The following is a 22,758-nucleotide window of genomic DNA, read 5'->3' as shown; positions in this document are numbered from 1 at the left end:
CGCAACCCACATCGAGACCGAGAGAAGACTGAGCCGATATGGCTACCACTTCGCTTGACCTGGCCAAGGTGCGCAACATCGGCATCATGGCCCACATCGACGCGGGCAAGACGACCACCACCGAGCGGATCCTGTTCTACACCGGCGTTTCGTACAAGATCGGTGAAGTCCACGACGGCGCTGCCACGATGGACTGGATGGAGCAGGAGCAGGAGCGCGGCATCACGATCACGTCCGCCGCGACGACCTGCCACTGGCCGCTCGAGGACGTCGACCACACGATCAACATCATCGACACGCCTGGGCACGTCGACTTCACCGTTGAGGTGGAGCGCTCCCTGCGTGTTCTCGATGGTGCTGTGACTGTGTTCGACGGCGTGGCCGGTGTCGAGCCCCAGTCCGAGACCGTTTGGCGTCAGGCGGACCGCTACGGCGTTCCGCGTATCTGCTTCGTCAACAAGCTCGACCGGACCGGTGCCGAGTTCCACCGTTGCGTCGACATGATCGTGGACCGCCTCGGCGCGACCCCGATCGTCATGCAGCTGCCCATCGGTGCCGAGGCCGACTTCCAGGGTGTCGTCGACCTCGTCACGATGAAGGCGTACGTCTGGTCGGCCGAGGCCGCCAAGGGCGAGGCCTACGACACCGTCGAGATCCCGGCCACGCACACCGAGGCTGCCGAGGAGTACCGCGGCAAGCTGCTCGAGGCCGTCGCCGAGAACGACGAAGCGATGATGGAGCTGTACCTCGAGGGCACCGAGCCCTCGGTGGAGCAGCTGTACGCGGCGATCCGCCGCATCACCATCGCGTCGGGCAAGGGCGGCGACACCACCGTCACCCCCGTGTTCTGCGGCACCGCGTTCAAGAACAAGGGCGTTCAGCCCCTGCTCGACGCGGTCGTGCGCTACCTGCCTTCCCCCCTGGACGTCGAGGCCATCGAAGGCCACGACGTGAAGGACCCGGAGAAGGTCGTCGAGCGCAAGCCGAACGACGACGAGCCGCTGGCCGCTCTCGCCTTCAAGATCGCGAGCGACCCGCACCTGGGCAAGCTCACCTTCATCCGGGTTTACTCGGGTCGCCTGGAGGCCGGCACCGCGGTGCTGAACTCCGTCAAGGGCAAGAAGGAGCGCATCGGCAAGATCTACCGCATGCACGCGAACAAGCGTGAGGAGATCGCGTCGGTGGGCGCCGGTGACATCGTCGCCGTCATGGGCCTGAAGCAGACCACCACCGGTGAGACGCTGTGCGACGACAAGCAGCCGGTGATCCTGGAGTCCATGGACTTCCCGGCGCCGGTCATTCAGGTCGCCATCGAGCCCAAGTCCAAGGGTGACCAGGAGAAGCTGGGTGTAGCCATCCAGCGTCTCGCGGAGGAGGACCCCTCCTTCCAGGTCCACTCGGACGAGGAGACCGGCCAGACCATCATCGGTGGTATGGGCGAGCTTCACCTCGACGTCCTCGTCGACCGTATGCGTCGCGAGTTCAAGGTCGAGGCGAACGTCGGCAAGCCGCAGGTCGCGTACCGCGAGACGATCCGTAAGGCCGTCGAGCGTCACGACTTCACCCACAAGAAGCAGACCGGTGGTACCGGTCAGTTCGCCAAGGTGCAGATCGCGATCGAGCCCATCGAGGGCGGCGACTCGTCGTACGAGTTCGTGAACAAGGTCACCGGTGGCCGCATCCCCCGGGAGTACATCCCGTCGGTGGACGCGGGTGCGCAGGAGGCCATGCAGTTCGGCATCCTGGCCGGCTACGAGATGACTGGCGTCCGCGTCATCCTTCTCGACGGTGGCTACCACGAGGTCGACTCCTCCGAGCTCGCCTTCAAGATCGCCGGATCGCAGGCCTTCAAGGAGGCCGCGCGCAAGGCGTCCCCCGTGCTTCTCGAGCCGATGATGTCCGTTGAGGTCACCACGCCCGAGGACTACATGGGTGAGGTCATCGGCGACATCAACGCCCGTCGTGGTCAGATCCAGGCCATGGAGGAGCGCAGCGGCGCCCGCGTCGTGAAGGGCCTCGTGCCCCTCTCGGAGATGTTCGGCTACGTCGGAGACCTCCGCAGCAAGACCTCGGGTCGCGCAAGCTACTCGATGCAGTTCGACTCCTACGCCGAGGTTCCCCGGAACGTCGCCGAGGAGATCATCGCGAAGGCCAAGGGCGAGTAACTCACCCGAGTTCACGCTTTAGGCTTGTCACCGGAGCCTGCTGGGGCATTCCGTCCGATTCCGTGACGGAGTGCCCCGGGCCCCGGCATCCCAGCAAAGATCACCTGGCGCCGATGAGTAAGGCGTACCAGAACCACTCCACAGGAGGACCCAGTGGCGAAGGCGAAGTTCGAGCGGACTAAGCCGCACGTCAACATCGGCACCATCGGTCACATCGACCACGGTAAGACGACCCTCACGGCCGCCATTACCAAGGTGCTGCACGACGCGTACCCGGACCTGAACGAGGCCTCGGCCTTCGACCAGATCGACAAGGCTCCTGAGGAGCGCCAGCGCGGTATCACGATCTCCATCGCGCACGTCGAGTACCAGACCGAGGCGCGTCACTACGCCCACGTCGACTGCCCGGGTCACGCGGACTACATCAAGAACATGATCACGGGTGCCGCGCAGATGGACGGCGCCATCCTCGTGGTCGCCGCCACCGACGGCCCGATGCCGCAGACCAAGGAGCACGTGCTCCTGGCCCGCCAGGTCGGCGTTCCGTACATCGTCGTCGCCCTGAACAAGGCCGACATGGTGGACGACGAGGAGATCCTGGAGCTCGTCGAGCTCGAGGTCCGTGAGCTCCTCTCCGAGTACGAGTTCCCGGGCGACGACCTGCCGGTCGTCAAGGTCTCGGCGCTCAAGGCGCTCGAGGGCGACAAGGAGTGGGGTGAGTCCGTCCTCAACCTGATGAAGGCTGTCGACGAGTCCATCCCGGAGCCCGAGCGTGACGTCGACAAGCCGTTCCTGATGCCGATCGAGGACGTCTTCACGATCACCGGTCGTGGCACCGTCGTCACCGGTCGTATCGAGCGTGGTGTCCTCAAGGTCAACGAGACCGTCGACATCATCGGCATCAAGACCGAGAAGACCACCACCACGGTCACCGGCATCGAGATGTTCCGCAAGCTGCTCGACGAGGGCCAGGCCGGTGAGAACGTCGGTCTGCTCCTCCGTGGCATCAAGCGCGAGGACGTCGAGCGCGGCCAGGTCATCATCAAGCCGGGTTCGGTCACGCCGCACACCGAGTTCGAGGCGCAGGCGTACATCCTGTCGAAGGACGAGGGTGGCCGTCACACCCCCTTCTTCAACAACTACCGCCCGCAGTTCTACTTCCGCACCACCGACGTGACCGGCGTCGTGACCCTCCCCGAGGGCACCGAGATGGTCATGCCGGGCGACAACACTGAGATGACCGTTGAGCTCATCCAGCCCGTCGCGATGGAAGAGGGCCTGAAGTTCGCCATCCGTGAGGGTGGCCGGACCGTCGGCGCCGGCCAGGTCACCAAGATCAACAAGTAATTGTTGCTCTGACCTGGTAGCTCGCTGAGCTCCAGCTTCAAGCCGAAGCCCCCGCACACCTTGCGTGTGCGGGGGCTTCGGTCGTTTTTCGGAGGTCCGAACGGGGTGCCGAGTTTGACAAGGACCCGTCGAGGGGTACGCTCCTGGGCCCCGATTGGCGCCCAGTGCGGCCGATATGGCACACTGTCCAGGTTGCTCGGTTGAGTGCCAATGCTGCGCGCCTCCCGCCGGGAGGACCGGAAGCGAGTCCCACAGTACTCGTCGCTTCAACTGCCGTGAGGCAGCGCTGAGGCGGACGTACGGGAATCTTCCGGGAAGTGTCAGCGGGGTGCCTCTTCCAGGCATCCGGTGGCCCACTGCGATCGACGCAGTCTTCTCCGGCCGCGGTCTTCGGGCCCGCACCCCTAGCAGGGAAATCCTTCGGGAAATCCGTGTCAGTGAGGTTGCGACACGCCCGACCGCGTGGGTCGGAGAAGGTTCAAGCCTCCGGGTTCCAGAGCGTTACGAGAGACAGGACTACTAAGTAGCCATGGCGGGACAGAAGATCCGCATCCGGCTCAAGGCCTACGACCACGAGGTCATCGATTCCTCGGCGAAGAAGATCGTCGAGACGGTGACGCGTACTGGTGCGTCGGTCGCGGGCCCGGTGCCGCTGCCTACCGAGAAGAACGTGTACTGCGTCATCAAGTCGCCGCACAAGTACAAGGACTCGCGCGAGCACTTCGAGATGCGTACGCACAAGCGCCTGATCGACATCCTCGACCCGACGCCCAAGACCGTTGACTCCCTGATGCGACTCGACCTCCCGGCCGGTGTCGACATCGAGATCAAGCTCTAAGGGCCGGTGATCTGAGAGATGGCTAAGCAGATCAAGGGCATCCTGGGCGAGAAGCTCGGCATGACTCAGGTGTGGGACGACAACAACCGCGTTGTCCCCGTCACCGTCGTCAAGGCCGGCCCGAACGTCGTGACCCAGGTCCGTACGAACGACATCGACGGCTACGAGTCGGTCCAGATCGCCTTCGGCGAGATCGACCCGCGCAAGGTGAACAAGCCCCTCAAGGGCCACTTCGCCAAGGCCGACGTGACCCCGCGCCGCCACCTGGTGGAGCTCCGTACCTCCGACGCCAGCGAGTACACGCTCGGCCAGGAGATCACTGCCGAGGTCTTCGAGTCCGGCGTCAAGGTTGACGTCACGGGCAAGACCAAGGGCAAGGGCTTCGCCGGTGTCATGAAGCGCCACAACTTCAAAGGTGGCAAGGCGTCCCACGGTGCCCACCGTGTGCACCGTATGCCCGGTTCCATCGGTGGCTGTGCCACCCCCGGTCGTGTCTTCAAGGGCATGCGGATGGCCGGTCGCATGGGCAACGAGCGGGTCACCACCCAGAACCTGACCGTCCACGCCGTTGACGCGGAGAAGGGTCTGCTGCTCATCAAGGGCGCGGTTCCTGGTCCGAACGGCGGCCTCGTCCTGGTCCGCACTGCGGCCAAGGGGGCCTGAGGTACCGATGAGCACTGTTGACATCCTTTCGCCGGCGGGCGACAAGGCCGGGTCCGTCGAGCTCCCCGCGGAGATCTTCGACGTAGAGAAGATCAGCGTTCCGCTGCTTCACCAGGTCGTCGTCGCGCAGCTGGCCGCTGCCCGTCAGGGCACGCACAAGACCAAGACCCGTGGCGAAGTCCGTGGTGGTGGCAAGAAGCCTTACCGCCAGAAGGGCACCGGTCGCGCCCGTCAGGGCTCGACCCGCGCGCCGCAGTTCGCCGGTGGTGGCGTTGTGCACGGTCCCGTGCCGCGTGACTACTCGCAGCGGACCCCGAAGAAGATGAAGGCTGCCGCGCTGCGTCACGCCCTCACCGACCGGGCCCGCAACAACCGCATCCACGTCGTGTCCGACGTGGTCTCGGGCGACGTCTCCACCAAGGCTGCGAAGACCCTCCTGGGCAAGGTCAGCGAGCGCAAGAACGTGCTCCTGGTCCTCACCCGCGAGGACGAGACGGCTCTGCTGTCCGCTCGTAACCTGCCCCAGGTTCACATCCTGGAGCCGGGCCAGCTGAACACGTACGACGTGCTCGTCTCGGACGACGTGGTCTTCACCAAGGCCGCCTTCGACTCCTTCGTCGCTGGCCCCAAGGCCGCTGAGACCGAAGGGAGCGAGGCCTGATGTCTGAGGCCAACGTCACCAGCAAGACCTTCACCGACCCGCGCGACGTCCTCGTCAAGCCGGTTGTTTCGGAGAAGAGCTACGCGCTGCTCGACGAGAACAAGTACACGTTCATCGTCGCGCCTGGCTCCAACAAGACCCAGATCAAGCAGGCCGTCGAGGCGGTCTTCTCGGTCAAGGTCACCGGGGTCAACACGATCAACCGTCAGGGCAAGCGGAAGCGCACCCGCACCGGTTTCGGCAAGCGTGCCGACACCAAGCGGGCCATCGTGACCCTCGCCGAGGGCGACCGTATCGACATCTTCGGCCAGGCCTCCTAACGGAGTGCCCTGGTCCGATATCGGACGAGGACTGAGAAATGGGAATCCGCAAGTACAAGCCGACGACGCCGGGCCGCCGTGGCTCCTCCGTCGCCGACTTCGTCGAGGTCACGCGGTCCACGCCGGAGAAGTCGCTGGTCCGCCCCCTGCACAGCAAGGGCGGCCGTAACAATTCCGGTCGTGTGACCGTCCGCCATCAGGGCGGTGGCCACAAGCGCGCCTACCGAGTGATCGACTTCCGTCGTCACGACAAGGACGGCGTGCCGGCGAAGGTCGCGCACATCGAGTACGACCCGAACCGCACCGCTCGCATCGCGCTGCTGCACTACGCAGACGGCGAGAAGCGGTACATCATCGCTCCGCGTGGCCTGAACCAGGGCGACCGGATCGAGAACGGCCCGGGCGCCGACATCAAGCCCGGCAACAACCTGGCGCTCCGCAACATCCCGGTCGGTACCACGATCCACGCGATCGAGCTCCGTCCCGGTGGTGGCGCGAAGTTCGCCCGTTCCGCGGGTGCCTCCGTTCAGCTGCTCGCGAAGGAGGGCTCGATGGCCCACCTCCGCATGCCGTCCGGAGAGATCCGCCTGGTCGACGTCCGCTGCCGCGCCACCATCGGTGAGGTCGGCAACGCCGAGCAGTCGAACATCAACTGGGGTAAGGCCGGCCGTAAGCGCTGGCTGGGCGTCCGTCCCACCGTTCGCGGTGTCGTGATGAACCCGGTTGACCACCCGCACGGTGGTGGTGAGGGCAAGACTTCCGGTGGTCGCCACCCGGTCTCGCCCTGGGGCAAGAAGGAAGGCCGTACTCGTTCGCCCAAGAAGGCGTCGAACAAGTACATCGTCCGCCGCCGCAAGACGAACAAGAAGCGCTAAGGACGGGTTGAGATGCCTCGTAGCCTGAAGAAGGGGCCCTTCGTCGACGACCACCTGATCAAGAAGGTGGACGTACAGAACGAAGCTGGTTCCAAGAACGTCATCAAGACCTGGTCCCGTCGCTCGATGATCATCCCGGCCATGCTGGGACACACCATCGCGGTGCACAACGGCAAGACCCACATCCCGGTGTTCGTCACCGAGTCGATGGTCGGCCACAAGCTCGGCGAGTTTGCGCCGACCCGCACCTTCCGCGGCCACGTCAAGGACGACCGCAAGTCGAAGCGTCGCTGACGAGGCGGGTGCAAAGACTGATGAAGAACACCGAAGGGACAACCATGGAAGCCAGGGCCCAGGCGCGGTACATCCGCGTCACGCCCATGAAGGCCCGCCGCGTGGTGGACCTCATCCGTGGCATGGATGCCACGGAGGCCCAGGCGGTCCTGCGTTTCGCCCCGCAGGCCGCGTCTGTGCCGGTCGGCAAGGTGCTTGACAGCGCCATTGCCAACGCCGCGCACAACTACGACCACACCGACGCTTCTTCGCTGGTCATCAGCGAGGCGTACGTCGACGAGGGCCCGACCCTGAAGCGGTTCCGTCCGCGTGCACAGGGTCGTGCCTACCGGATCCGCAAGCGGACCAGCCACATCACCGTGGTCGTCAGCAGCAAGGAAGGAACCCGGTAATGGGCCAGAAGGTAAACCCGCACGGGTTCCGGCTCGGTGTCACGACCGACTTCAAGTCGCGTTGGTACGCCGACAAGCTGTACAAGGACTACGTCAAGGAAGACGTCGCCATCCGTCGGATGATGACGTCCGGCATGGAGCGCGCCGGCATCTCGAAGGTTGAGATCGAGCGCACCCGTGACCGCGTGCGGGTGGACATCCACACCGCTCGTCCCGGCATCGTCATCGGCCGCCGTGGCGCCGAGGCCGACCGCATCCGCGGTGACCTCGAGAAGCTCACGGGCAAGCAGGTCCAGCTCAACATCCTCGAGGTCAAGAGCCCCGAGACCGATGCTCAGCTGGTTGCTCAGGCCGTTGCCGAGCAGCTGTCCTCCCGCGTCTCCTTCCGTCGCGCCATGCGTAAGAGCATGCAGGGCACGATGAAGGCCGGCGCCAAGGGCATCAAGATCCAGTGTGGTGGCCGTCTCGGCGGCGCCGAGATGTCGCGCTCGGAGTTCTACCGCGAGGGCCGCGTGCCCCTGCACACGCTCCGCGCCAACGTCGACTACGGCTTCTTCGAGGCCAAGACGACCTTCGGCCGTATCGGCGTGAAGGTCTGGATCTACAAGGGCGACGTCAAGAACATCGCCGAGGTCCGCGCCGAGAACGCTGCTGCCCGCGCCGGCAACCGCCCGGCCCGTGGTGGCAATGACCGCCCGGCCCGTGGTGGCCGCGGTGGCGAGCGTGGCGGTCGCGGTCGCAAGCCGCAGCAGGCTCAGGCTGCCGAGGCCCCCAAGGCCGAGGCTCCCGCCGCCGCTCCGGCTGCTGAGAGCACCGGAACGGAGGCCTGACCGAAATGCTGATCCCCCGTAGGGTCAAGCACCGCAAGCAGCACCACCCGAAGCGCAGCGGTATGTCCAAGGGTGGCACGCAGGTTGCGTTCGGCGAGTACGGCATTCAGGCCCTCACGCCGGCGTACGTGACGAACCGTCAGATCGAGGCCGCTCGTATCGCCATGACGCGTCACATCAAGCGTGGCGGCAAGGTCTGGATCAACATCTACCCGGACCGTCCCCTCACCAAGAAGCCTGCCGAGACCCGCATGGGTTCCGGTAAGGGTTCCCCGGAGTGGTGGGTCGCCAACGTCAAGCCCGGACGCGTGATGTTCGAGCTGTCGTACCCCAACGAGAAGACCGCGCGTGAGGCGCTGACTCGTGCGGCGCACAAGCTGCCGATGAAGTGCAGGATCGTTAAGCGCGAGGCAGGTGAAGTGTGATGTCGGCCGGTACCAAGGCGTCCGAGCTCCGTGAGCTCGGCAACGAGGAGCTTGTCGCCAAGCTTCGTGAGGCCAAGGAAGAACTGTTCAACCTCCGCTTCCAGGCGGCGACCGGACAGCTCGAGAACCACGGCCGGCTCAAGGCCGTCCGCAAGGACATCGCCCGGGTCTACACCCTCATGCGTGAGCGTGAGCTCGGCATCGAGACGGTGGAGAACGCCTGATGAGCGAGAAGACTGTGACTGAAGAGACTGCCGCCCGCGGCTTCCGCAAGACCCGTGAGGGTCTCGTCGTCAGCGACAAGATGGACAAGACCGTCGTCGTCGCTGTCGAGGACCGCGTCAAGCACGCGCTGTACGGCAAGGTCATCCGCCGTACGAACAAGCTCAAGGCGCACGACGAGCAGAACGCTGCCGGCGTCGGCGACCGTGTCCTCCTCATGGAGACGCGTCCGCTGTCGGCGACCAAGCGCTGGCGCATCGTCGAGATCCTCGAGAAGGCCAAGTAATTCTCCGAGGGGCATCCCCCTCGGAGTTCGTTCCGCCAGGCTCCCGGGGCAGTTCAACTGAACTGCCCCGGGGGAACCGGCAGACAAACAGGAGATAGACGTGATCCAGCAGGAGTCGCGGCTCAAGGTCGCCGACAACACTGGTGCGAAGGAAATCCTTTGCATCCGTGTTCTCGGTGGCTCGGGTCGCCGCTACGCGGGCATCGGCGACGTCATCGTCGCCACCGTCAAGGACGCGATCCCCGGCGGCAACGTGAAGAAGGGTGACGTCATCAAGGCGGTCATCGTTCGCACCGTCAAGGAGCGCCGCCGTCCGGACGGCTCGTACATCCGCTTCGACGAGAACGCCGCTGTCATTCTCAAGAACGACGGCGACCCTCGTGGCACCCGTATCTTCGGCCCGGTGGGCCGTGAGCTGCGCGAGAAGAAGTTCATGAAGATCATCTCGCTCGCGCCGGAGGTGCTGTAAGCATGAAGATCAAGAAGGGCGACCTGGTCCAGGTCATCACCGGTAAGGACAAGGGCAAGCAGGGCAAGGTCATCGCGGCCTTCCCCCGCGAGGACCGCGTCCTGGTCGAGGGTGTCAACCGGGTCAAGAAGCACACCAAGGCCGGCCCCACCGCCAGCGGTTCGCAGGCCGGTGGCATCGTCACGACCGAGGCCCCTGTCCACGTGAGCAACGTTCAGCTCGTGGTGGAGAAGGACGGCAACAAGGTCGTCACGCGTGTCGGTTACCGCTTCGACGACGAGGGCAACAAGGTTCGCGTTGCCAAGCGGACGGGTGAGGACATCTGATGGCTACCACCACCACTCCGCGTCTCAAGACGAAGTACCGCGAGGAGATCGCGGGCAAGCTGCAGGAAGAGTTCTCGTACGAGAACGTCATGCAGACCCCGGGCCTCGTCAAGATCGTGGTCAACATGGGTGTCGGCGACGCCGCCCGTGACTCGAAGCTCATGGACGGTGCCGTCCGTGACCTGACCACCATCACCGGTCAGAAGCCGGCCATCACCAAGGCCCGCAAGTCCATCGCGCAGTTCAAGCTGCGTGAGGGTCAGCCGATCGGTGCGCACGTCACCCTCCGTGGCGACCGCATGTGGGAGTTCCTGGACCGCACCCTGTCGCTCGCGCTTCCGCGCATCCGCGACTTCCGTGGTCTTTCCCCCAAGCAGTTCGACGGTCGTGGCAACTACACCTTCGGTCTCACCGAGCAGGTCATGTTCCACGAGATCGACCAGGACAAGATCGACCGCGTCCGGGGTATGGACATCACCGTGGTCACCACGGCGACCAACGACGACGAGGGCCGTGCCCTCCTTCGTCACCTCGGCTTCCCCTTCAAGGAGGCGTGAGCGAGATGGCGAAGAAGGCACTTATTGCCAAGGCTGCTCGTAAGCCCAAGTTCGGTGTGCGTGGCTACACCCGCTGCCAGCGCTGCGGCCGCCCGCACTCCGTGTACCGCAAGTTCGGCCTGTGCCGCGTGTGCCTCCGTGAGATGGCTCACCGTGGCGAGCTGCCGGGCGTGACCAAGAGCTCCTGGTAACCACTACTGCCCTTTGGGCGTAGGGGTTGTCCGGATCTCTCGGTAAGTAAAGGGTCGGCAGAGGCGCTTCTCTCCATGGCTTAGGCTAGGAGGGTTGGGCGTCTGCCGCCCTGACCGACTTACTACGCCGTAGGTCCCCGTGCCGCACCCGTCCTGCCTCTGAGTGGGGAGAGGGATGGCGCATACAGGAAACCCCGGCGAGAGAGGCCGAAGGCCAATTCATGACCATGACTGATCCGATCGCAGACATGCTTACGCGTCTGCGGAACGCGAACTCGGCGTACCACGACACCGTGGCTATGCCGCACAGCAAGATCAAGTCGCACATCGCCGAGATCCTCCAGCAGGAGGGTTTCATCACCGGCTGGAAGGTCGAGGACGCCGAGGTCGGCAAGAACCTCGTTCTCGAGCTGAAGTTCGGCCCGAACCGTGAGCGTTCGATCGCCGGCATCAAGCGAATCTCGAAGCCGGGTCTGCGCGTTTACGCGAAGTCCACCAACCTGCCGAAGGTCCTCGGCGGCCTCGGCGTGGCGATCATCTCCACGTCGCACGGTCTCCTGACCGGCCAGCAGGCAGGCAAGAAGGGCGTAGGCGGAGAAGTTCTCGCCTACGTCTGGTAACGGAAGGGAACGGAGGAAACAGCTATGTCGCGTATTGGCAAGCTCCCCATCACGGTTCCCGCCGGCGTGGACGTCACCATCGACGGCCAGACGGTCGCGGTCAAGGGCCCCAAGGGCTCGCTGACCCACACCGTCGTGGCGCCGATCGAGATCGCCAAGGGTGAGGACGGCGTTCTGAACGTCACCCGCCCCAACGACGAGCGTCAGAACAAGGCCCTGCACGGCCTGTCCCGCACGCTGGTGGCGAACATGATCACCGGCGTGACCCAGGGTTACGTGAAGAAGCTCGAGATCAGCGGTGTCGGTTACCGCGTTCTGGCGAAGGGCTCCAACCTGGAGTTCTCGCTGGGCTACAGCCACCCGATCCTGATCGAGGCGCCCGAGGGCATCTCGTTCAAGGTCGAATCGGCGACCAAGTTCTCGGTCGAGGGCATCGACAAGCAGAAGGTCGGCGAGGTTGCGGCCAACATCCGCAAGCTGCGCAAGCCCGACCCGTACAAGGCCAAGGGCGTCAAGTACGAAGGCGAAGTCATCCGCCGCAAGGTCGGAAAGGCGGGTAAGTAAGCCATGGCATACGGTCAGAAGATCGCTAAGGGCGACGCTTACAAGCGTGCGTCTATCAAGCGCCGCCACATTCGTATCCGTAAGCACATCTCGGGTACGGCTGAGCGTCCGCGTCTGGTCGTGACACGCTCGAACCGCAACATCGTGGCCCAGGTCATCGACGACGTGAAGGGTCACACCCTCGCGTCGGCGTCCACCCTGGACACCTCGATCCGCGGTGGCGAGGGCGACAAGTCCGCGCAGGCCAAGTCCGTCGGTGCCCTGGTCGCTGAGCGCGCCAAGGCCGCCGGCGTCGAGGCTGTCGTGTTCGACCGTGGTGGTAACCAGTACGCCGGGCGCATCGCTGCCCTGGCGGACGCCGCCCGCGAAGCCGGACTCAAGTTCTGAGTCCTGGTTCCGTAGCTAGCGGAAACAGAGAGAGGTAATTCCAATGGCTGGACCCCAGCGCCGCGGTGGCGGTGCCGGTGGCGGCGAGCGGCGGGACCGGAAGGGTCGCGACGGTGGCAACGCCGCCGCCGAGAAGACCGCGTACGTTGAGCGCGTTGTCGCGATCAACCGCGTCGCCAAGGTTGTGAAGGGTGGTCGTCGCTTCAGCTTCACTGCGCTCGTCGTAGTGGGCGATGGTGACGGCACCGTGGGTGTCGGTTACGGCAAGGCCAAGGAGGTGCCGGCCGCCATCGCCAAGGGTGTTGAGGAGGCCAAGAAGCACTTCTTCAAGGTCCCCCGTATCCAGGGCACCATCCCGCACCCGATCACGGGCGAGAAGGCTGCGGGCGTCGTCCTGCTCAAGCCGGCTTCCCCCGGTACCGGTGTTATCGCCGGTGGCCCGGTGCGTGCCGTGCTCGAGTGCGCCGGCGTTCACGACATCCTGTCGAAGTCGCTCGGTTCGTCGAACGCGATCAACATCGTGCACGCGACCGTGGCGGCCCTGCAGGGTCTGCAGCGTCCCGAGGAGATCGCGGCTCGCCGTGGTCTGCCCCTCGAGGACGTCGCTCCCGCGGCCCTGCTGCGTGCGCGTGCCGGGGCTGGTGCTGCGTAATGGCACAGCTCAAGATCACGCAGACGAAGTCGTACATCGGCAGCAAGCAGAACCACCGTGACACCCTGCGCACCCTTGGTCTCAAGGGCATCAACACGCAGGTCGTCAAGGAGGATCGTCCCGAGTTCCGCGGCATGGTGCAGACCGTCCGCCACCTCGTGACGGTCGAGGAGGTCGACTGATCATGGGTGAGCAGAACCCGCTCAAGATCCACAACCTCCGTCCGGCCCCCGGCGCCAAGACCGCCAAGACCCGTGTCGGTCGTGGTGAGGCGTCGAAGGGTAAGACGGCCGGTCGTGGCACCAAGGGCACCAAGGCCCGCTACCAGGTTCCGGAGCGCTTCGAGGGTGGCCAGATGCCCCTCCACATGCGTCTCCCGAAGCTCAAGGGCTTCAAGAACCCGTTCAAGACCGAGTTCCAGGTCGTGAACCTCGACAAGCTGAGCGCGCTGTACCCGGAGGGTGGCGAGGTCACCGTTGAGGGTCTCGTCGCCAAGGGTGCCGTTCGCAAGAACAGCCTTGTCAAGGTCCTCGGCCAGGGCGAGGTCACCGTGGCGTTGCAGGTGACGGTTGACGCCGTCTCCGGCTCCGCCAAGGAGAAGATCACCGCCGCGGGCGGTACCGTCACCGAACTCGTCTGATCCTGACTGGATCTGACGTACCGTGACTTGAACGATCCCACCGGGGATGCCTCACAAAAGGGGCATCCCCGGTTGGTCGTTCCAAGGGGGGCACGTACGCCGGTAAGGTGGCGTGCACTTGCTACTCTCCGCGCGGTCTGCTTGAGGGCGTATCGCGCGGTTCTTGCCTGATACGTATTTGTCGATCCTCAAGACCGTCACCTCTGACGCATAGCGCGGGGGTCGCAGGAGGCACCGTGCTCACCGCGTTCGCCCGGGCGTTCAAAACGCCCGACCTGCGCAAGAAACTGCTCTTCACACTCGGCATGATCGTGATCTACCGGATCGGTGCGCACATCCCGATCCCGGGCGTCAGTTACGCGAACGTTCAGGTCTGTATGGACCAGGCCAACGCCAACCAGGGCCTGTTGAGCCTGGTGAACATGTTCAGCGGCGGCGCCTTGCTGCAGATCACCATTTTCGCGTTGGGCATCATGCCGTACATCACGGCAAGCATCATTCTGCAGCTGCTCACCGTGGTGATCCCGCGGCTGGAAGCGCTGAAGAAGGAAGGGCAGTCGGGGCAGGCCAAGATCACGCAGTACACGCGTTATCTGACGGTCGCCCTCGCCATCCTGCAGGGCACCGGCCTGGTGGCCACTGCCCGCAGCGGCGCGCTTTTCCAGGGGTGCCCGGTCGCCAGCGAGATCGTGCCTGACCAGTCGATCTTCGTGACCATCACCATGGTGCTCACCATGACCGCCGGTACCGCCGTCGTGATGTGGCTCGGTGAGCTCGTCACCGACCGCGGCATCGGCAACGGCATGTCGATCCTGATGTTCATCTCGATCGCCGCCGGCTTCCCCGGTGCCCTGTGGGCCATCAAGGAGCAGGGCGACCTGGCGGGCGGCTGGATCGAGTTCGGCACCGTCATCCTCGTCGGCCTCTTCATGGTCGGCCTGGTGGTCTTCGTCGAGCAGGCGCAGCGCCGTATCCCCGTGCAGTACGCGAAGCGCATGATCGGGCGCCGTTCCTACGGCGGTACGTCGACGTACATCCCGCTCAAGGTGAATCAGGCGGGTGTGATTCCCGTCATCTTCGCGTCGTCGCTTCTCTACATTCCGGCGCTGATCGTGCAGTTCTCCGGTAATTCTCAAGCCGGTTGGGCCCAGTGGATCCGGAACAATCTGGAGCCAACGGACGCTCCGGTGCACATCGCGCTGTACTTCCTCTTGATCGTGTTTTTCGCCTTCTTCTACGTGGCTATCTCGTTCAACCCCGAGGAAGTCGCCGACAACATGAAGAAGTATGGTGGCTTCATCCCGGGTATCCGGGCTGGCCGACCCACTGCTGAGTACCTGAGCTACGTGCTCAACCGGATCACCTGGCCGGGGTCGTTGTACTTGGGCTTGATCGCTCTCGTGCCGACGATGGCGTTGGCGGGCTTCGGGGCTAACCAGAACTTCCCGTTCGGCGGGACAAGCATCCTGATCATCGTGGGTGTGGGTCTGGAGACCGTGAAGCAGATCGAGAGCCAGCTCCAGCAGCGTAATTACGAAGGGTTCCTCCGCTGATGCGTATCGTCCTCGTCGGACCGCCCGGTGCGGGCAAGGGAACGCAGGCCGCGTTCCTTGCCAAGAACCTGTCGATCCCGCACATCTCCACGGGTGACCTGTTCCGCGCCAACATCAGCCAGCAGACGGAGCTGGGCAAGCTGGCCAAGTCCTACATGGACGCCGGCAACCTGGTTCCCGACGAGGTCACCATCGGCATGGCGAAGGACCGGATGGAGCAGGCCGACGCTGTCGGCGGTTTCCTGCTCGACGGTTTCCCGCGCAATGTCTCGCAGGCCGAGGCCCTCGACGAGGCGCTCAAGGCCGACGAGGTGAAGCTGGACGCGGTGCTCGACCTGGAGGTCCCCGAGGACGAGGTGGTCAAGCGCATCGCCGGCCGCCGCATCTGCCGCAACGACAGCGCGCACGTTTTCCACGTCGAGTACAAGCAGCCCAAGTCCGAGGGCGTCTGCGACGTCTGCGGCGGCGAGCTGTACCAGCGCGGTGACGACAAGGAAGAGACCGTGCGCAAGCGGCTCGAGGTCTACCACAGCGAGACCGAGCCGATCATCGACCACTACCGGGCCCAGGGCCTGGTGGTCACGATCTCCGCGCTCGGCGAGGTCGCCGATGTGACGGAGCGCGCGATGGCGGCGCTCAAGAAGTCCGCCGAGGCCTGACCGGCCCGGCAGCACAGAGTTACGCAGGTACGGCCGCGGTGACCGACAGGTCTCCGCGGCCGTACTGTTGAATTCCAGCGGTAGTACCGAAAGCAGCGGCGGAAGGCACGGCAGGCCATGGTGGAGATCAAGACTCCCGAGCAGATCGCGAAGATGCGCGAGGCGGGCCTGGTCGTCGCCGCCATCCATGAGGCGACTCGCGCGGCGGCCGTTCCGGGAGCCACCACCAAGGACCTGGACGACGTGGCGCGCAAGGTGCTCGCGGAGCACGGCGCGAAGTCCAACTTCCTTGGCTACGGCGGCTTTCCGGCGACCATCTGCACCTCGAAGAACGAGGTCGTCGTGCACGGCATCCCGAGCGACGACGTCGTACTCGAGAACGGCGACATCATCTCCATCGACTGCGGCGCGATCATCGAGGGCTGGCACGGCGACGCCGCGTACACCGCGTTCGTCGGTTCCGGGCACGCGCCCGAGCTGATCGAGCTGTCCCGGGTGACCGAGGAGTCGATGTGGGCCGGGCTCGCCGCGATGAAGCTCGGCAACCGCCTGGTCGACATCTCCAAGGCCATCGAGTCGTATATCCGCCGTCAGCCCCGCCCCGCGACCGGTAAGTACGGGATCATCGAGGACTACGGCGGCCACGGCATCGGCACCCAGATGCACATGGACCCGCACGTCCTGAACTACGTCGAGCGCAGGCGTGGCCGCGGTCCGAAGCTGGTGCCCGGCATGTGCCTGGCCATCGAGCCGATGGTGAGCCTCGGCACACCGCGGACCCATGTCCTCGAGGACGACTGGACGGTCGAGACGACGGACGGCACCTGGTCCTCGCACTGGGAGCACTCGGTCGCGCTGACCGAGCAGGGCCCGTTGGTTCTCACCGCGCCTGACGGCGGTAAGGCGAAGCTCGCGGAGTACGGGATCACGGCCGCTCCGGATCCTCTGGCCTAACGCGCCGCTTAAGGATCTCCCGTTCGGGGCATTCTCTCTGGATTCGTCTTTCCGAGTGCTCTGACGTAGACTGACTCGTCGGCTCTCGTGTATCCGCATGTCTGCATGTCAGACAGTGGCCAGCGAGAGTCGATCAAGGTAGTCGATTCGAAGGGCAAAGCGTGGCCAAGAAGCAAGGTGCCATCGAGATCGAAGGCACTGTCGTCGAGTCTCTCCCGAACGCCATGTTCAAGGTGGAGCTCCAGAACGGCCACCAGGTCCTGGCACACATCAGCGGCAAGATGCGCATGCACTACATCCGCATCCTCCCTGACGACCGGGTCGTGGTGGAGCTGTCTCCGTACGACCTGACGCGTGGCCGGATCGTCTACCGGTACAAGTAGATCTTGCCTGCATCCCGCTTCCCGCGGGGTGGTGGCACCTGACCCGGAGAACCTCACCCAATGAAGGTCAAGCCGAGCGTCAAGAAGATCTGCGACAAGTGCAGGGTGATTCGCCGTCACGGCCGAGTCATGATCATCTGCGACAACCCGCGCCACAAGCAGCGCCAGGGCTGACGCAGGTCTGCATCCGCAGATCTTCGCGCGACGCAAGCGAAACGTACATACGCAGGACCCGCCTCTCTTCAGTGATGGAGGGCGATACCCCCGGTCGGAGGCCGGGGACCCGATACGTACCGAAACCCCTTGATGGGTGGACGGCGGGCGGGAGCGGCCCTGTGGAAGACCTCCGAAAAATCAACTGGAGCCATTAAATGGCACGCGTTTCCGGTGTTGACATCCCGCGCGAAAAGCGCGTGGAGGTCGCCCTCACCTACGTGTTCGGCATTGGCCGGACGCTTTCCCAGCAGACGCTGGCCGCCACCGGTGTGGACCCCAACGCCCGCGTTCGTGACCTGGCCGAAGAGGACCTGGTCAAGATCCGCGAGTACGTGGACGCCAACATCCAGACCGAGGGTGACCTCCGTCGCGAGATCCAGGGCGACATCCGCCGCAAGATCGAGATCGGCTGCTACCAGGGCATCCGCCACCGTCGTGGCCTGCCGGTCCACGGTCAGCGCACCAGCACCAACGCCCGCACCCGCAAGGGCCCGCGTCGCGCCATCGCCGGTAAGAAGAAGCCGGGCAAGAAGTAGTCCTCAGCGGACAACGCTTCATCAGCGGTCTTCGCTGTAGGACCGACCACCTCCCCGTAGGAGTTATAGATGCCCCCCAAGGGTCGTCAGGGCGCTGCCAAGAAGGTGCGCCGCAAGGAAAAGAAGAACGTCGCTCACGGCCACGCGCACATCAAGAGCACGTTCAACAACACGATCGTGTCCATCACGGACCCGACCGGCAACGTGATCTCGTGGGCCTCCGCCGGCCACGTCGGCTTCAAGGGCTCGCGTAAGTCCACGCCGTTCGCCGCGCAGATGGCCGCCGAGTCGGCTGCCCGTCGCGCGCAGGAGCACGGCATGCGCAAGGTCGACGTCTTCGTGAAGGGCCCGGGTTCCGGTCGCGAGACCGCCATCCGCTCCCTGCAGGCGACCGGCCTCGAGGTCGGTTCGATCCAGGACGTCACGCCGACCCCGCACAACGGCTGCCGTCCCCCCAAGCGTCGTCGCGTCTGACGCACGACCGCTTGGTCTGAGGTTTTCGGGCGGTACGGCTCTTTCCGGCTGTGCCGCCCGTACCCTTGCAGTACTGGTCGGGCATCAAATAGTGGGTGCCCATGACTGAAGGAACACCACATGCTTATTGCTCAGCGTCCGTCGCTGACCGAAGAGGTCGTCGACGAATTCCGCTCCCGGTTCGTGATCGAGCCGCTGGAGCCGGGTTTCGGCTACACCCTCGGTAACTCCCTCCGTCGTACGCTCCTCTCCTCGATCCCGGGTGCGGCTGTCACGTCCATCCGTATCGACGGTGTCCTGCACGAGTTCACCACCGTGCCGGGCGTCAAGGAGGACGTCACCGACCTCATCCTCAACATCAAGCAGCTGGTCGTCTCCTCGGAGCACGACGAGCCGGTCGTGATGTACCTGCGCAAGCAGGGTCCGGGTCTGGTCACCGCCGCCGACATCGCGCCCCCGGCCGGTGTCGAGGTGCACAACCCCGACCTCGTCCTCGCCACGCTCAACGGCAAGGGCAAGCTGGAGATGGAACTGACCGTCGAGCGCGGTCGCGGTTACGTCTCCGCCGTGCAGAACAAGCAGGTGGGCCAGGAGATCGGCCGTATTCCGGTCGACTCGATCTACTCGCCGGTTCTCAAGGTCACGTACAAGGTCGAGGCCACGCGTGTCGAGCAGCGCACCGACTTCGACAAGCTGATCGTCGACGTCGAGACCAAGCAGGCCATGCGGCCGCGTGACGCCATGGCGTCCGCCGGTAAGACGCTGGTCGAGCTGTTCGGTCTCGCCCGCGAGCTGAACATCGACGCCGAGGGCATCGACATGGGCCCGTCCCCCACGGACGCCGCCCTGGCCGCCGATCTGGCGCTGCCGATCGAGGAGCTCGAGCTCACCGTTCGGTCGTACAACTGCCTCAAGCGCGAGGGCATCCACTCCGTGGGTGAGCTCGTCGCCCGCTCCGAGGCGGACCTGCTCGACATCCGCAACTTCGGTGCGAAGTCCATCGACGAGGTCAAGGCCAAGCTCGCCGGCATGGGTCTCGCGCTGAAGGACTCGCCTCCCGGCTTCGACCCGACCGCCGCGGCTGACGCGTTCGGTGCGGACGATGACGCGGATGCGGGCTTCGTCGAGACCGAGCAGTACTGATAGCTCGGGCCCGACGGTCCAGATTTGGCTGCCGACCGGCTTCTGCCGGCCGCGCAGTTCCCCGCGCCCCTATGGGGCGCGGGGTCTCCGACGGGTGACCGCCTGCTCGGACACTGACACCGGTACCTCATACGGCCGGTGCAGATCACAAGGAGAAACACCATGCCGCGTCCCGCGAAGGGTGCCCGCCTCGGCGGTTCCGCCGCGCACGAGAAGCTGCTCCTCGCCAACCTGGCGAAGTCGCTCTTCGAGCACGGCCGCATCACCACGACCGAGGCCAAGGCCCGTCGTCTGCGTCCGGTCGCCGAGCGCCTGATCACCAAGGCGAAGAAGGGCGACATCCACAACCGTCGCCAGGTGCTGCAGACCATCACGGACAAGAGCATCGTGCACACGCTGTTCACCGAGATCGGCCCGCGGTACGAGAACCGCCCCGGTGGTTACACCCGTATCACCAAGATCGGTAACCGTCGTGGCGACAACGCGCCCATGGCTGTCATCGAGCTGGTCGAGGCCCTGACCGTGGCGCAGGCTGCCACCGGTGAGGCCGAGGCCGCGACGAAGCGCGCGGTCAAGGAAGACGCCCTCAAGAAGGACGAGGCCGTCGAGGCCCCGGCCGAGGACGCCAAGGACGCCTGAGGCTTCGCCTCGCGTTCGTGAGCGGGTCCACCCCTTCGCGGGGTGGGCCCGCTTTTCTTTGTGAGACCGGTGCAGGACCGGAAGATGAGGATGTTCTGGTGAGTGACGAAGCGGCGGCCGGGTTCGTACGGGTGCGGTTCGACCTGTCGTACGACGGCAAGGACTTCTCCGGCTGGGCCAAGCAGCGCCAGGGCCAGCGGACCGTACAGGGCGAGATCGAGGACGCGCTGCGGACGGTGACCCGGTCCGCGGAGACCTTCGAGCTGACCGTCGCGGGGCGGACCGACTCCGGGGTGCACGCGCGCGGGCAGGTGGCCCACGTCGACCTGCCCGAGGAACTGTGGGCCGAGCACCGGGAGAAGCTGCTGCGGCGGCTCGCCGGGCGGTTGCCGCACGATGTGCGGATCTGGCGGGCCGAGGAGGCGCCGGCCGGGTTCAACGCGCGGTTCTCCGCGATCTGGCGGCGGTACGCCTACCGCGTGACCGACCATCCGGGCGGCGTCGACCCGCTGTTGCGCGGTCATGTGCTGTGGCACGACTGGGAGTTGGACGTCGACGCGATGAACGCGGCGGCCGAGGCGCTGCTCGGTGAGCACGACTTCGCGGCGTATTGCAAGAAGCGTGAGGGCGCCACGACCATCCGTACGCTGCAGCAGTTGAGCCTCGTGCGCGGGGATGACGGGATCATCACCGCGACCGTGCGGGCCGATGCCTTCTGCCACAACATGGTGCGCTCGCTGATCGGCGCGCTGCTGTTCGTCGGCGACGGGCACCGGGACAGCGACTGGCCGGGCAAGGTGCTCGCCGCGCGGGTGCGGGACTCGGCGGTGCATGTCGTACGGCCGCACGGGCTGACGCTGGAGGAAGTCGGTTACCCCGCCGACGAGTTGCTGGCCGCGCGCAACCGCGCGGCCCGCAACAAGCGTTCGCTGCCCGGCTCGCTACCCGAGGCCGGCTGCTGCTGAGGCCTGCATCTCGCCGCGCTTGTGGATCTGCTGGAAGGCGAGGCCCTGCAGGTCCTTGGCGACGGTGAAGACCTTCTCGTCCTTCTCCGTGACCGTCTTGCCGTTGGTGAACCCGGCGGTCGTGAAGTAGGCGTAGCGGCCATAGGAGTTGATGGTCGTGAAGCACGTCGACGTACGGCAGAAGGTGGGGACGCCCTTGCCGGAGAGCGAGGTGACGTTGCCGTCGCGGTCGGCCTGGTCCTTGGCCTTCTGGGCCTGCTTGTCGGTGTCGAAGACCGCGACGCCGACGGTGACCGCGATGCCGTCCTTGCTGTAGGTGACGCGCATCAGCTGGGAGCAGTCGTTGGCGTTCAGGACCGAGCCGAGCTTGCCCTGGGTGACGCCCGCGCACTTCTTGGTGGCGTCCGTCGCGCCCTTCTTGTAGACCACGGCGCCCTTGGTGAACTTGGTGCCGGGGAAGAGGGACTGGACGCTCAGCGGCGCCTTGTCCTTCTTGGCGCTGGAGATGAACTCCTTGGGGTCCGGCGGGGGCGGCGGCTTGGTCTCCGCGAAGGTCGGGCCCCCGGACGAGGTGCTGTTCGGGATGGACTGGGACGGGGGCAGCTCGTCGGGGTCCTTCGCCTCGTTCTTGCTGTTGGCGGAGACGACGGCGACCGCGACGATGCCGGCGACCACGGCGGTCGCGAGCGCTCCGCCTCCCACCATGACCCACTTGCGGCGCTTGCTGCGTGCCTCAGAGGCTTCCGCGAGCGCTGCCCAGTCGGGCGTCGACCCTTGATCCTGCGGTGCGCCGGGGCCGTACTGAGGCCCCCCTTGCCCAAAGCTCATGGGCCGCATCCTAAGCGCTATTCGAACGGGCTGGAGCGCGCGTTATGCAGGGGTGATGTGGGGTTCGCGACTTAGCCTCAACACCATGATTGCGGTCAAATCGGGTGTAGTGCAGTGGTTTTGGCGCTCCGTGCCCTGGCAGGTGTGGGGCGCGGTCGGTGCGGTACTGCTCGCCTCGGTCGTGCACGCGGGGCTGAGCTCGCCGGACGGCGGGATGGACAACGCCATCGTGGTGCGCGCCGCCGAGACCTGGCTGGACGGCGGATCGCCGTACGCCGACCGGCACTTCCTCTATCTCCCGAGCGCGGTGCTCGCCGCGTCGGCGGAGGTGTTCGTACCGGCTCGGCTGCTGCGCTTCCTCGCCCCGACCGTCGTCGTCTGCGGGCTGCTGGTCGGCTGGGGCAGCGCGCTGCGGCTGTACGGGATCCCGTGGCGCAGCCGGTACGCGGCGCTCGGTCTCGGTGGACTCGCCCTCGGCTTCGCGCCGTTCGGGCATCTGGTGCGGCTCGGCAACTGGACGGTGGTCGCGGCCGCGGCGCTGCCGCTCGCGCTGCTGCTCGCGCACCGGGGGCGGTGGGTGGTCGCGGGTGCGGTGGTGGGAGCGGCCATCGCGGTGAAGCCGCTCCTTGTGCCGGTGCTGCTGTTGTTCGTGGCCGCGCGGCGGTGGCGGGGGCTCGCGGTGGC

At 65.6% G+C, this 22,758-nt stretch carries 35 protein-coding genes; 34 read left to right on the top strand and 1 reads right to left on the bottom strand.

Translation table 11 applies throughout. From position 1 onward, the window contains the following. Window positions 1-38: 38 nt before the first annotated feature. The 33 genes from fusA (at window position 39) to truA (ending at window position 21,246) form a co-directional block, all read left to right on the top strand. Entirely contained in the window at window positions 39-2,165 is a 2,127-nt protein-coding gene (gene fusA / locus GUY60_RS01265; RefSeq protein WP_161692953.1) for an elongation factor G, read from the top strand. A 153-nt stretch (window positions 2,166-2,318) separates the two neighbouring features. Beyond that, window positions 2,319-3,512, top strand: a complete 1,194-nt coding sequence (gene tuf, locus GUY60_RS01260; protein ID WP_161692952.1) for an elongation factor Tu — start codon at window positions 2,319-2,321, stop codon at window positions 3,510-3,512. A gap of 529 nt (window positions 3,513-4,041) precedes the next feature. Then, window positions 4,042-4,350: a 30S ribosomal protein S10 gene (gene rpsJ / locus GUY60_RS01255; protein WP_003948644.1), complete on the top strand. Its 309-nt coding sequence runs from the start codon at window positions 4,042-4,044 to the stop codon at window positions 4,348-4,350. Between the two features lie 18 nt (window positions 4,351-4,368). Next, window positions 4,369-5,013 carry a 50S ribosomal protein L3 gene (gene rplC / locus GUY60_RS01250; RefSeq protein WP_161692951.1) on the top strand — a complete coding sequence of 215 codons (645 nt, stop codon included), beginning with the start codon at window positions 4,369-4,371 and terminating at the stop codon, window positions 5,011-5,013. A 7-nt stretch (window positions 5,014-5,020) separates the two neighbouring features. Further along, entirely contained in the window at window positions 5,021-5,674 is a 654-nt protein-coding gene (gene rplD / locus GUY60_RS01245) for a 50S ribosomal protein L4 (protein ID WP_161692950.1), read from the top strand. Further along, window positions 5,674-5,994: a 50S ribosomal protein L23 gene (gene rplW, locus GUY60_RS01240; RefSeq protein WP_161692949.1), complete on the top strand. Its 321-nt coding sequence runs from the start codon at window positions 5,674-5,676 to the stop codon at window positions 5,992-5,994. The genes rplD and rplW overlap by 1 nt, the downstream gene beginning before the upstream one ends. 38 nt (window positions 5,995-6,032) lie before the next feature. Continuing rightward, window positions 6,033-6,869, top strand: a complete 837-nt coding sequence (gene rplB / locus GUY60_RS01235; protein ID WP_161692948.1) for a 50S ribosomal protein L2 — start codon at window positions 6,033-6,035, stop codon at window positions 6,867-6,869. A 12-nt stretch (window positions 6,870-6,881) separates the two neighbouring features. Further along, the gene (rpsS, locus tag GUY60_RS01230; protein ID WP_156722913.1) at window positions 6,882-7,163 is read left to right on the top strand and encodes a 30S ribosomal protein S19; all 282 of its coding nucleotides are present in this window, start codon (window positions 6,882-6,884) and stop codon (window positions 7,161-7,163) included. 44 nt (window positions 7,164-7,207) lie between these two features. Next, window positions 7,208-7,555: a 50S ribosomal protein L22 gene (gene rplV / locus GUY60_RS01225; protein ID WP_004571827.1), complete on the top strand. Its 348-nt coding sequence runs from the start codon at window positions 7,208-7,210 to the stop codon at window positions 7,553-7,555. Beyond that, entirely contained in the window at window positions 7,555-8,385 is an 831-nt protein-coding gene (rpsC, locus tag GUY60_RS01220; RefSeq protein WP_161692947.1) for a 30S ribosomal protein S3, read from the top strand. Before rplV ends, rpsC begins: the two co-directional genes overlap by 1 nt. Window positions 8,386-8,390: 5 nt before the next feature. After that, window positions 8,391-8,810, top strand: a complete 420-nt coding sequence (gene rplP / locus GUY60_RS01215) for a 50S ribosomal protein L16 (RefSeq protein WP_161692946.1) — start codon at window positions 8,391-8,393, stop codon at window positions 8,808-8,810. Then, window positions 8,810-9,034, top strand: coding sequence for a 50S ribosomal protein L29 (rpmC, locus tag GUY60_RS01210; protein WP_161692945.1), 225 nt, complete (start codon window positions 8,810-8,812; stop codon window positions 9,032-9,034). The genes rplP and rpmC overlap by 1 nt, the downstream gene beginning before the upstream one ends. Further along, window positions 9,034-9,318, top strand: coding sequence for a 30S ribosomal protein S17 (gene rpsQ, locus GUY60_RS01205; protein ID WP_018528358.1), 285 nt, complete (start codon window positions 9,034-9,036; stop codon window positions 9,316-9,318). Before rpmC ends, rpsQ begins: the two co-directional genes overlap by 1 nt. A gap of 100 nt (window positions 9,319-9,418) precedes the next feature. Beyond that, complete coding sequence (rplN, locus tag GUY60_RS01200; RefSeq protein ID WP_119286207.1) at window positions 9,419-9,787, top strand: 50S ribosomal protein L14; 369 nt, start codon at window positions 9,419-9,421, stop codon at window positions 9,785-9,787. A 2-nt stretch (window positions 9,788-9,789) separates the two neighbouring features. Continuing rightward, entirely contained in the window at window positions 9,790-10,113 is a 324-nt protein-coding gene (gene rplX, locus GUY60_RS01195) for a 50S ribosomal protein L24 (protein WP_100594879.1), read from the top strand. After that, window positions 10,113-10,670 carry a 50S ribosomal protein L5 gene (gene rplE / locus GUY60_RS01190; protein ID WP_116511056.1) on the top strand — a complete coding sequence of 186 codons (558 nt, stop codon included), beginning with the start codon at window positions 10,113-10,115 and terminating at the stop codon, window positions 10,668-10,670. The genes rplX and rplE overlap by 1 nt, the downstream gene beginning before the upstream one ends. A 5-nt stretch (window positions 10,671-10,675) precedes the next feature. Next, window positions 10,676-10,861 carry a type Z 30S ribosomal protein S14 gene (locus tag GUY60_RS01185; RefSeq protein WP_003948630.1) on the top strand — a complete coding sequence of 62 codons (186 nt, stop codon included), beginning with the start codon at window positions 10,676-10,678 and terminating at the stop codon, window positions 10,859-10,861. Between the two features lie 221 nt (window positions 10,862-11,082). Further along, the gene (rpsH, locus tag GUY60_RS01175; RefSeq protein ID WP_018528360.1) at window positions 11,083-11,481 is read left to right on the top strand and encodes a 30S ribosomal protein S8; all 399 of its coding nucleotides are present in this window, start codon (window positions 11,083-11,085) and stop codon (window positions 11,479-11,481) included. Between the two features lie 24 nt (window positions 11,482-11,505). Beyond that, complete coding sequence (gene rplF, locus GUY60_RS01170; RefSeq protein ID WP_161692943.1) at window positions 11,506-12,045, top strand: 50S ribosomal protein L6; 540 nt, start codon at window positions 11,506-11,508, stop codon at window positions 12,043-12,045. A gap of 3 nt (window positions 12,046-12,048) precedes the next feature. Next, window positions 12,049-12,432 (top strand): 50S ribosomal protein L18, encoded by a 384-nt coding sequence (rplR, locus tag GUY60_RS01165; RefSeq protein ID WP_161692942.1) that lies wholly within the window; start codon window positions 12,049-12,051, stop codon window positions 12,430-12,432. Between the two features lie 43 nt (window positions 12,433-12,475). Then, on the top strand, window positions 12,476-13,084 hold the full coding sequence (rpsE, locus tag GUY60_RS01160; RefSeq protein ID WP_161692941.1) for a 30S ribosomal protein S5: 609 nt from the start codon (window positions 12,476-12,478) through the stop codon (window positions 13,082-13,084). Next, the gene (gene rpmD, locus GUY60_RS01155; protein WP_161692940.1) at window positions 13,084-13,266 is read left to right on the top strand and encodes a 50S ribosomal protein L30; all 183 of its coding nucleotides are present in this window, start codon (window positions 13,084-13,086) and stop codon (window positions 13,264-13,266) included. The genes rpsE and rpmD overlap by 1 nt, the downstream gene beginning before the upstream one ends. Before the next feature lie 2 nt (window positions 13,267-13,268). Next, window positions 13,269-13,724 (top strand): 50S ribosomal protein L15, encoded by a 456-nt coding sequence (gene rplO, locus GUY60_RS01150; protein ID WP_161692939.1) that lies wholly within the window; start codon window positions 13,269-13,271, stop codon window positions 13,722-13,724. 236 nt (window positions 13,725-13,960) lie between these two features. Next, window positions 13,961-15,277: a preprotein translocase subunit SecY gene (gene secY, locus GUY60_RS01145; RefSeq protein ID WP_161692938.1), complete on the top strand. Its 1,317-nt coding sequence runs from the start codon at window positions 13,961-13,963 to the stop codon at window positions 15,275-15,277. Then, window positions 15,277-15,936: an adenylate kinase gene (locus GUY60_RS01140; protein WP_161692937.1), complete on the top strand. Its 660-nt coding sequence runs from the start codon at window positions 15,277-15,279 to the stop codon at window positions 15,934-15,936. Before secY ends, GUY60_RS01140 begins: the two co-directional genes overlap by 1 nt. Window positions 15,937-16,053: 117 nt before the next feature. Continuing rightward, the gene (gene map, locus GUY60_RS01135; protein WP_161692936.1) at window positions 16,054-16,890 is read left to right on the top strand and encodes a type I methionyl aminopeptidase; all 837 of its coding nucleotides are present in this window, start codon (window positions 16,054-16,056) and stop codon (window positions 16,888-16,890) included. Window positions 16,891-17,051: 161 nt separating this feature from the next. Continuing rightward, a complete protein-coding gene (infA, locus tag GUY60_RS01130; RefSeq protein WP_003948620.1) occupies window positions 17,052-17,273 on the top strand; it encodes a translation initiation factor IF-1 in 222 nt (73 codons plus the stop codon). Between the two features lie 60 nt (window positions 17,274-17,333). Further along, window positions 17,334-17,447, top strand: coding sequence for a 50S ribosomal protein L36 (gene rpmJ, locus GUY60_RS01125; protein ID WP_003948619.1), 114 nt, complete (start codon window positions 17,334-17,336; stop codon window positions 17,445-17,447). A 197-nt stretch (window positions 17,448-17,644) separates the two neighbouring features. Further along, window positions 17,645-18,025, top strand: a complete 381-nt coding sequence (rpsM, locus tag GUY60_RS01120) for a 30S ribosomal protein S13 (protein WP_161692935.1) — start codon at window positions 17,645-17,647, stop codon at window positions 18,023-18,025. A gap of 69 nt (window positions 18,026-18,094) precedes the next feature. Then, window positions 18,095-18,499 (top strand): 30S ribosomal protein S11, encoded by a 405-nt coding sequence (gene rpsK, locus GUY60_RS01115; RefSeq protein WP_003948617.1) that lies wholly within the window; start codon window positions 18,095-18,097, stop codon window positions 18,497-18,499. Between the two features lie 120 nt (window positions 18,500-18,619). Beyond that, window positions 18,620-19,642: a DNA-directed RNA polymerase subunit alpha gene (locus tag GUY60_RS01110; protein WP_003966937.1), complete on the top strand. Its 1,023-nt coding sequence runs from the start codon at window positions 18,620-18,622 to the stop codon at window positions 19,640-19,642. Window positions 19,643-19,804: 162 nt separating this feature from the next. Further along, complete coding sequence (gene rplQ / locus GUY60_RS01105) at window positions 19,805-20,281, top strand: 50S ribosomal protein L17 (RefSeq protein WP_161692934.1); 477 nt, start codon at window positions 19,805-19,807, stop codon at window positions 20,279-20,281. A 98-nt stretch (window positions 20,282-20,379) separates the two neighbouring features. Next, window positions 20,380-21,246 (top strand): tRNA pseudouridine(38-40) synthase TruA, encoded by an 867-nt coding sequence (gene truA, locus GUY60_RS01100; RefSeq protein WP_161692933.1) that lies wholly within the window; start codon window positions 20,380-20,382, stop codon window positions 21,244-21,246. Here the strand turns inward: truA and GUY60_RS01095 are convergent. Next, window positions 21,223-22,074, bottom strand: coding sequence for a hypothetical protein (locus tag GUY60_RS01095; protein WP_161692932.1), 852 nt, complete (start codon window positions 22,072-22,074; stop codon window positions 21,223-21,225). The two genes, truA and GUY60_RS01095, sit on opposite strands and share 24 nt — an antisense overlap. A gap of 85 nt (window positions 22,075-22,159) precedes the next feature. Between GUY60_RS01095 and GUY60_RS01090 the strand changes: the two genes are divergently transcribed. Beyond that, on the top strand, window positions 22,160-22,758 hold a 599-nt coding region (locus tag GUY60_RS01090; RefSeq protein ID WP_187369901.1), incomplete at its 3' end, for a glycosyltransferase 87 family protein.

Source organism: Streptomyces boluensis (assembly GCF_009908195.1).
In the GTDB taxonomy this organism is placed as follows: domain Bacteria; phylum Actinomycetota; class Actinomycetes; order Streptomycetales; family Streptomycetaceae; genus Streptomyces; species Streptomyces boluensis.
Note: the sequence above shows the minus strand (reverse complement) of the source record. Positions and strands in the feature narration are given on the sequence as shown.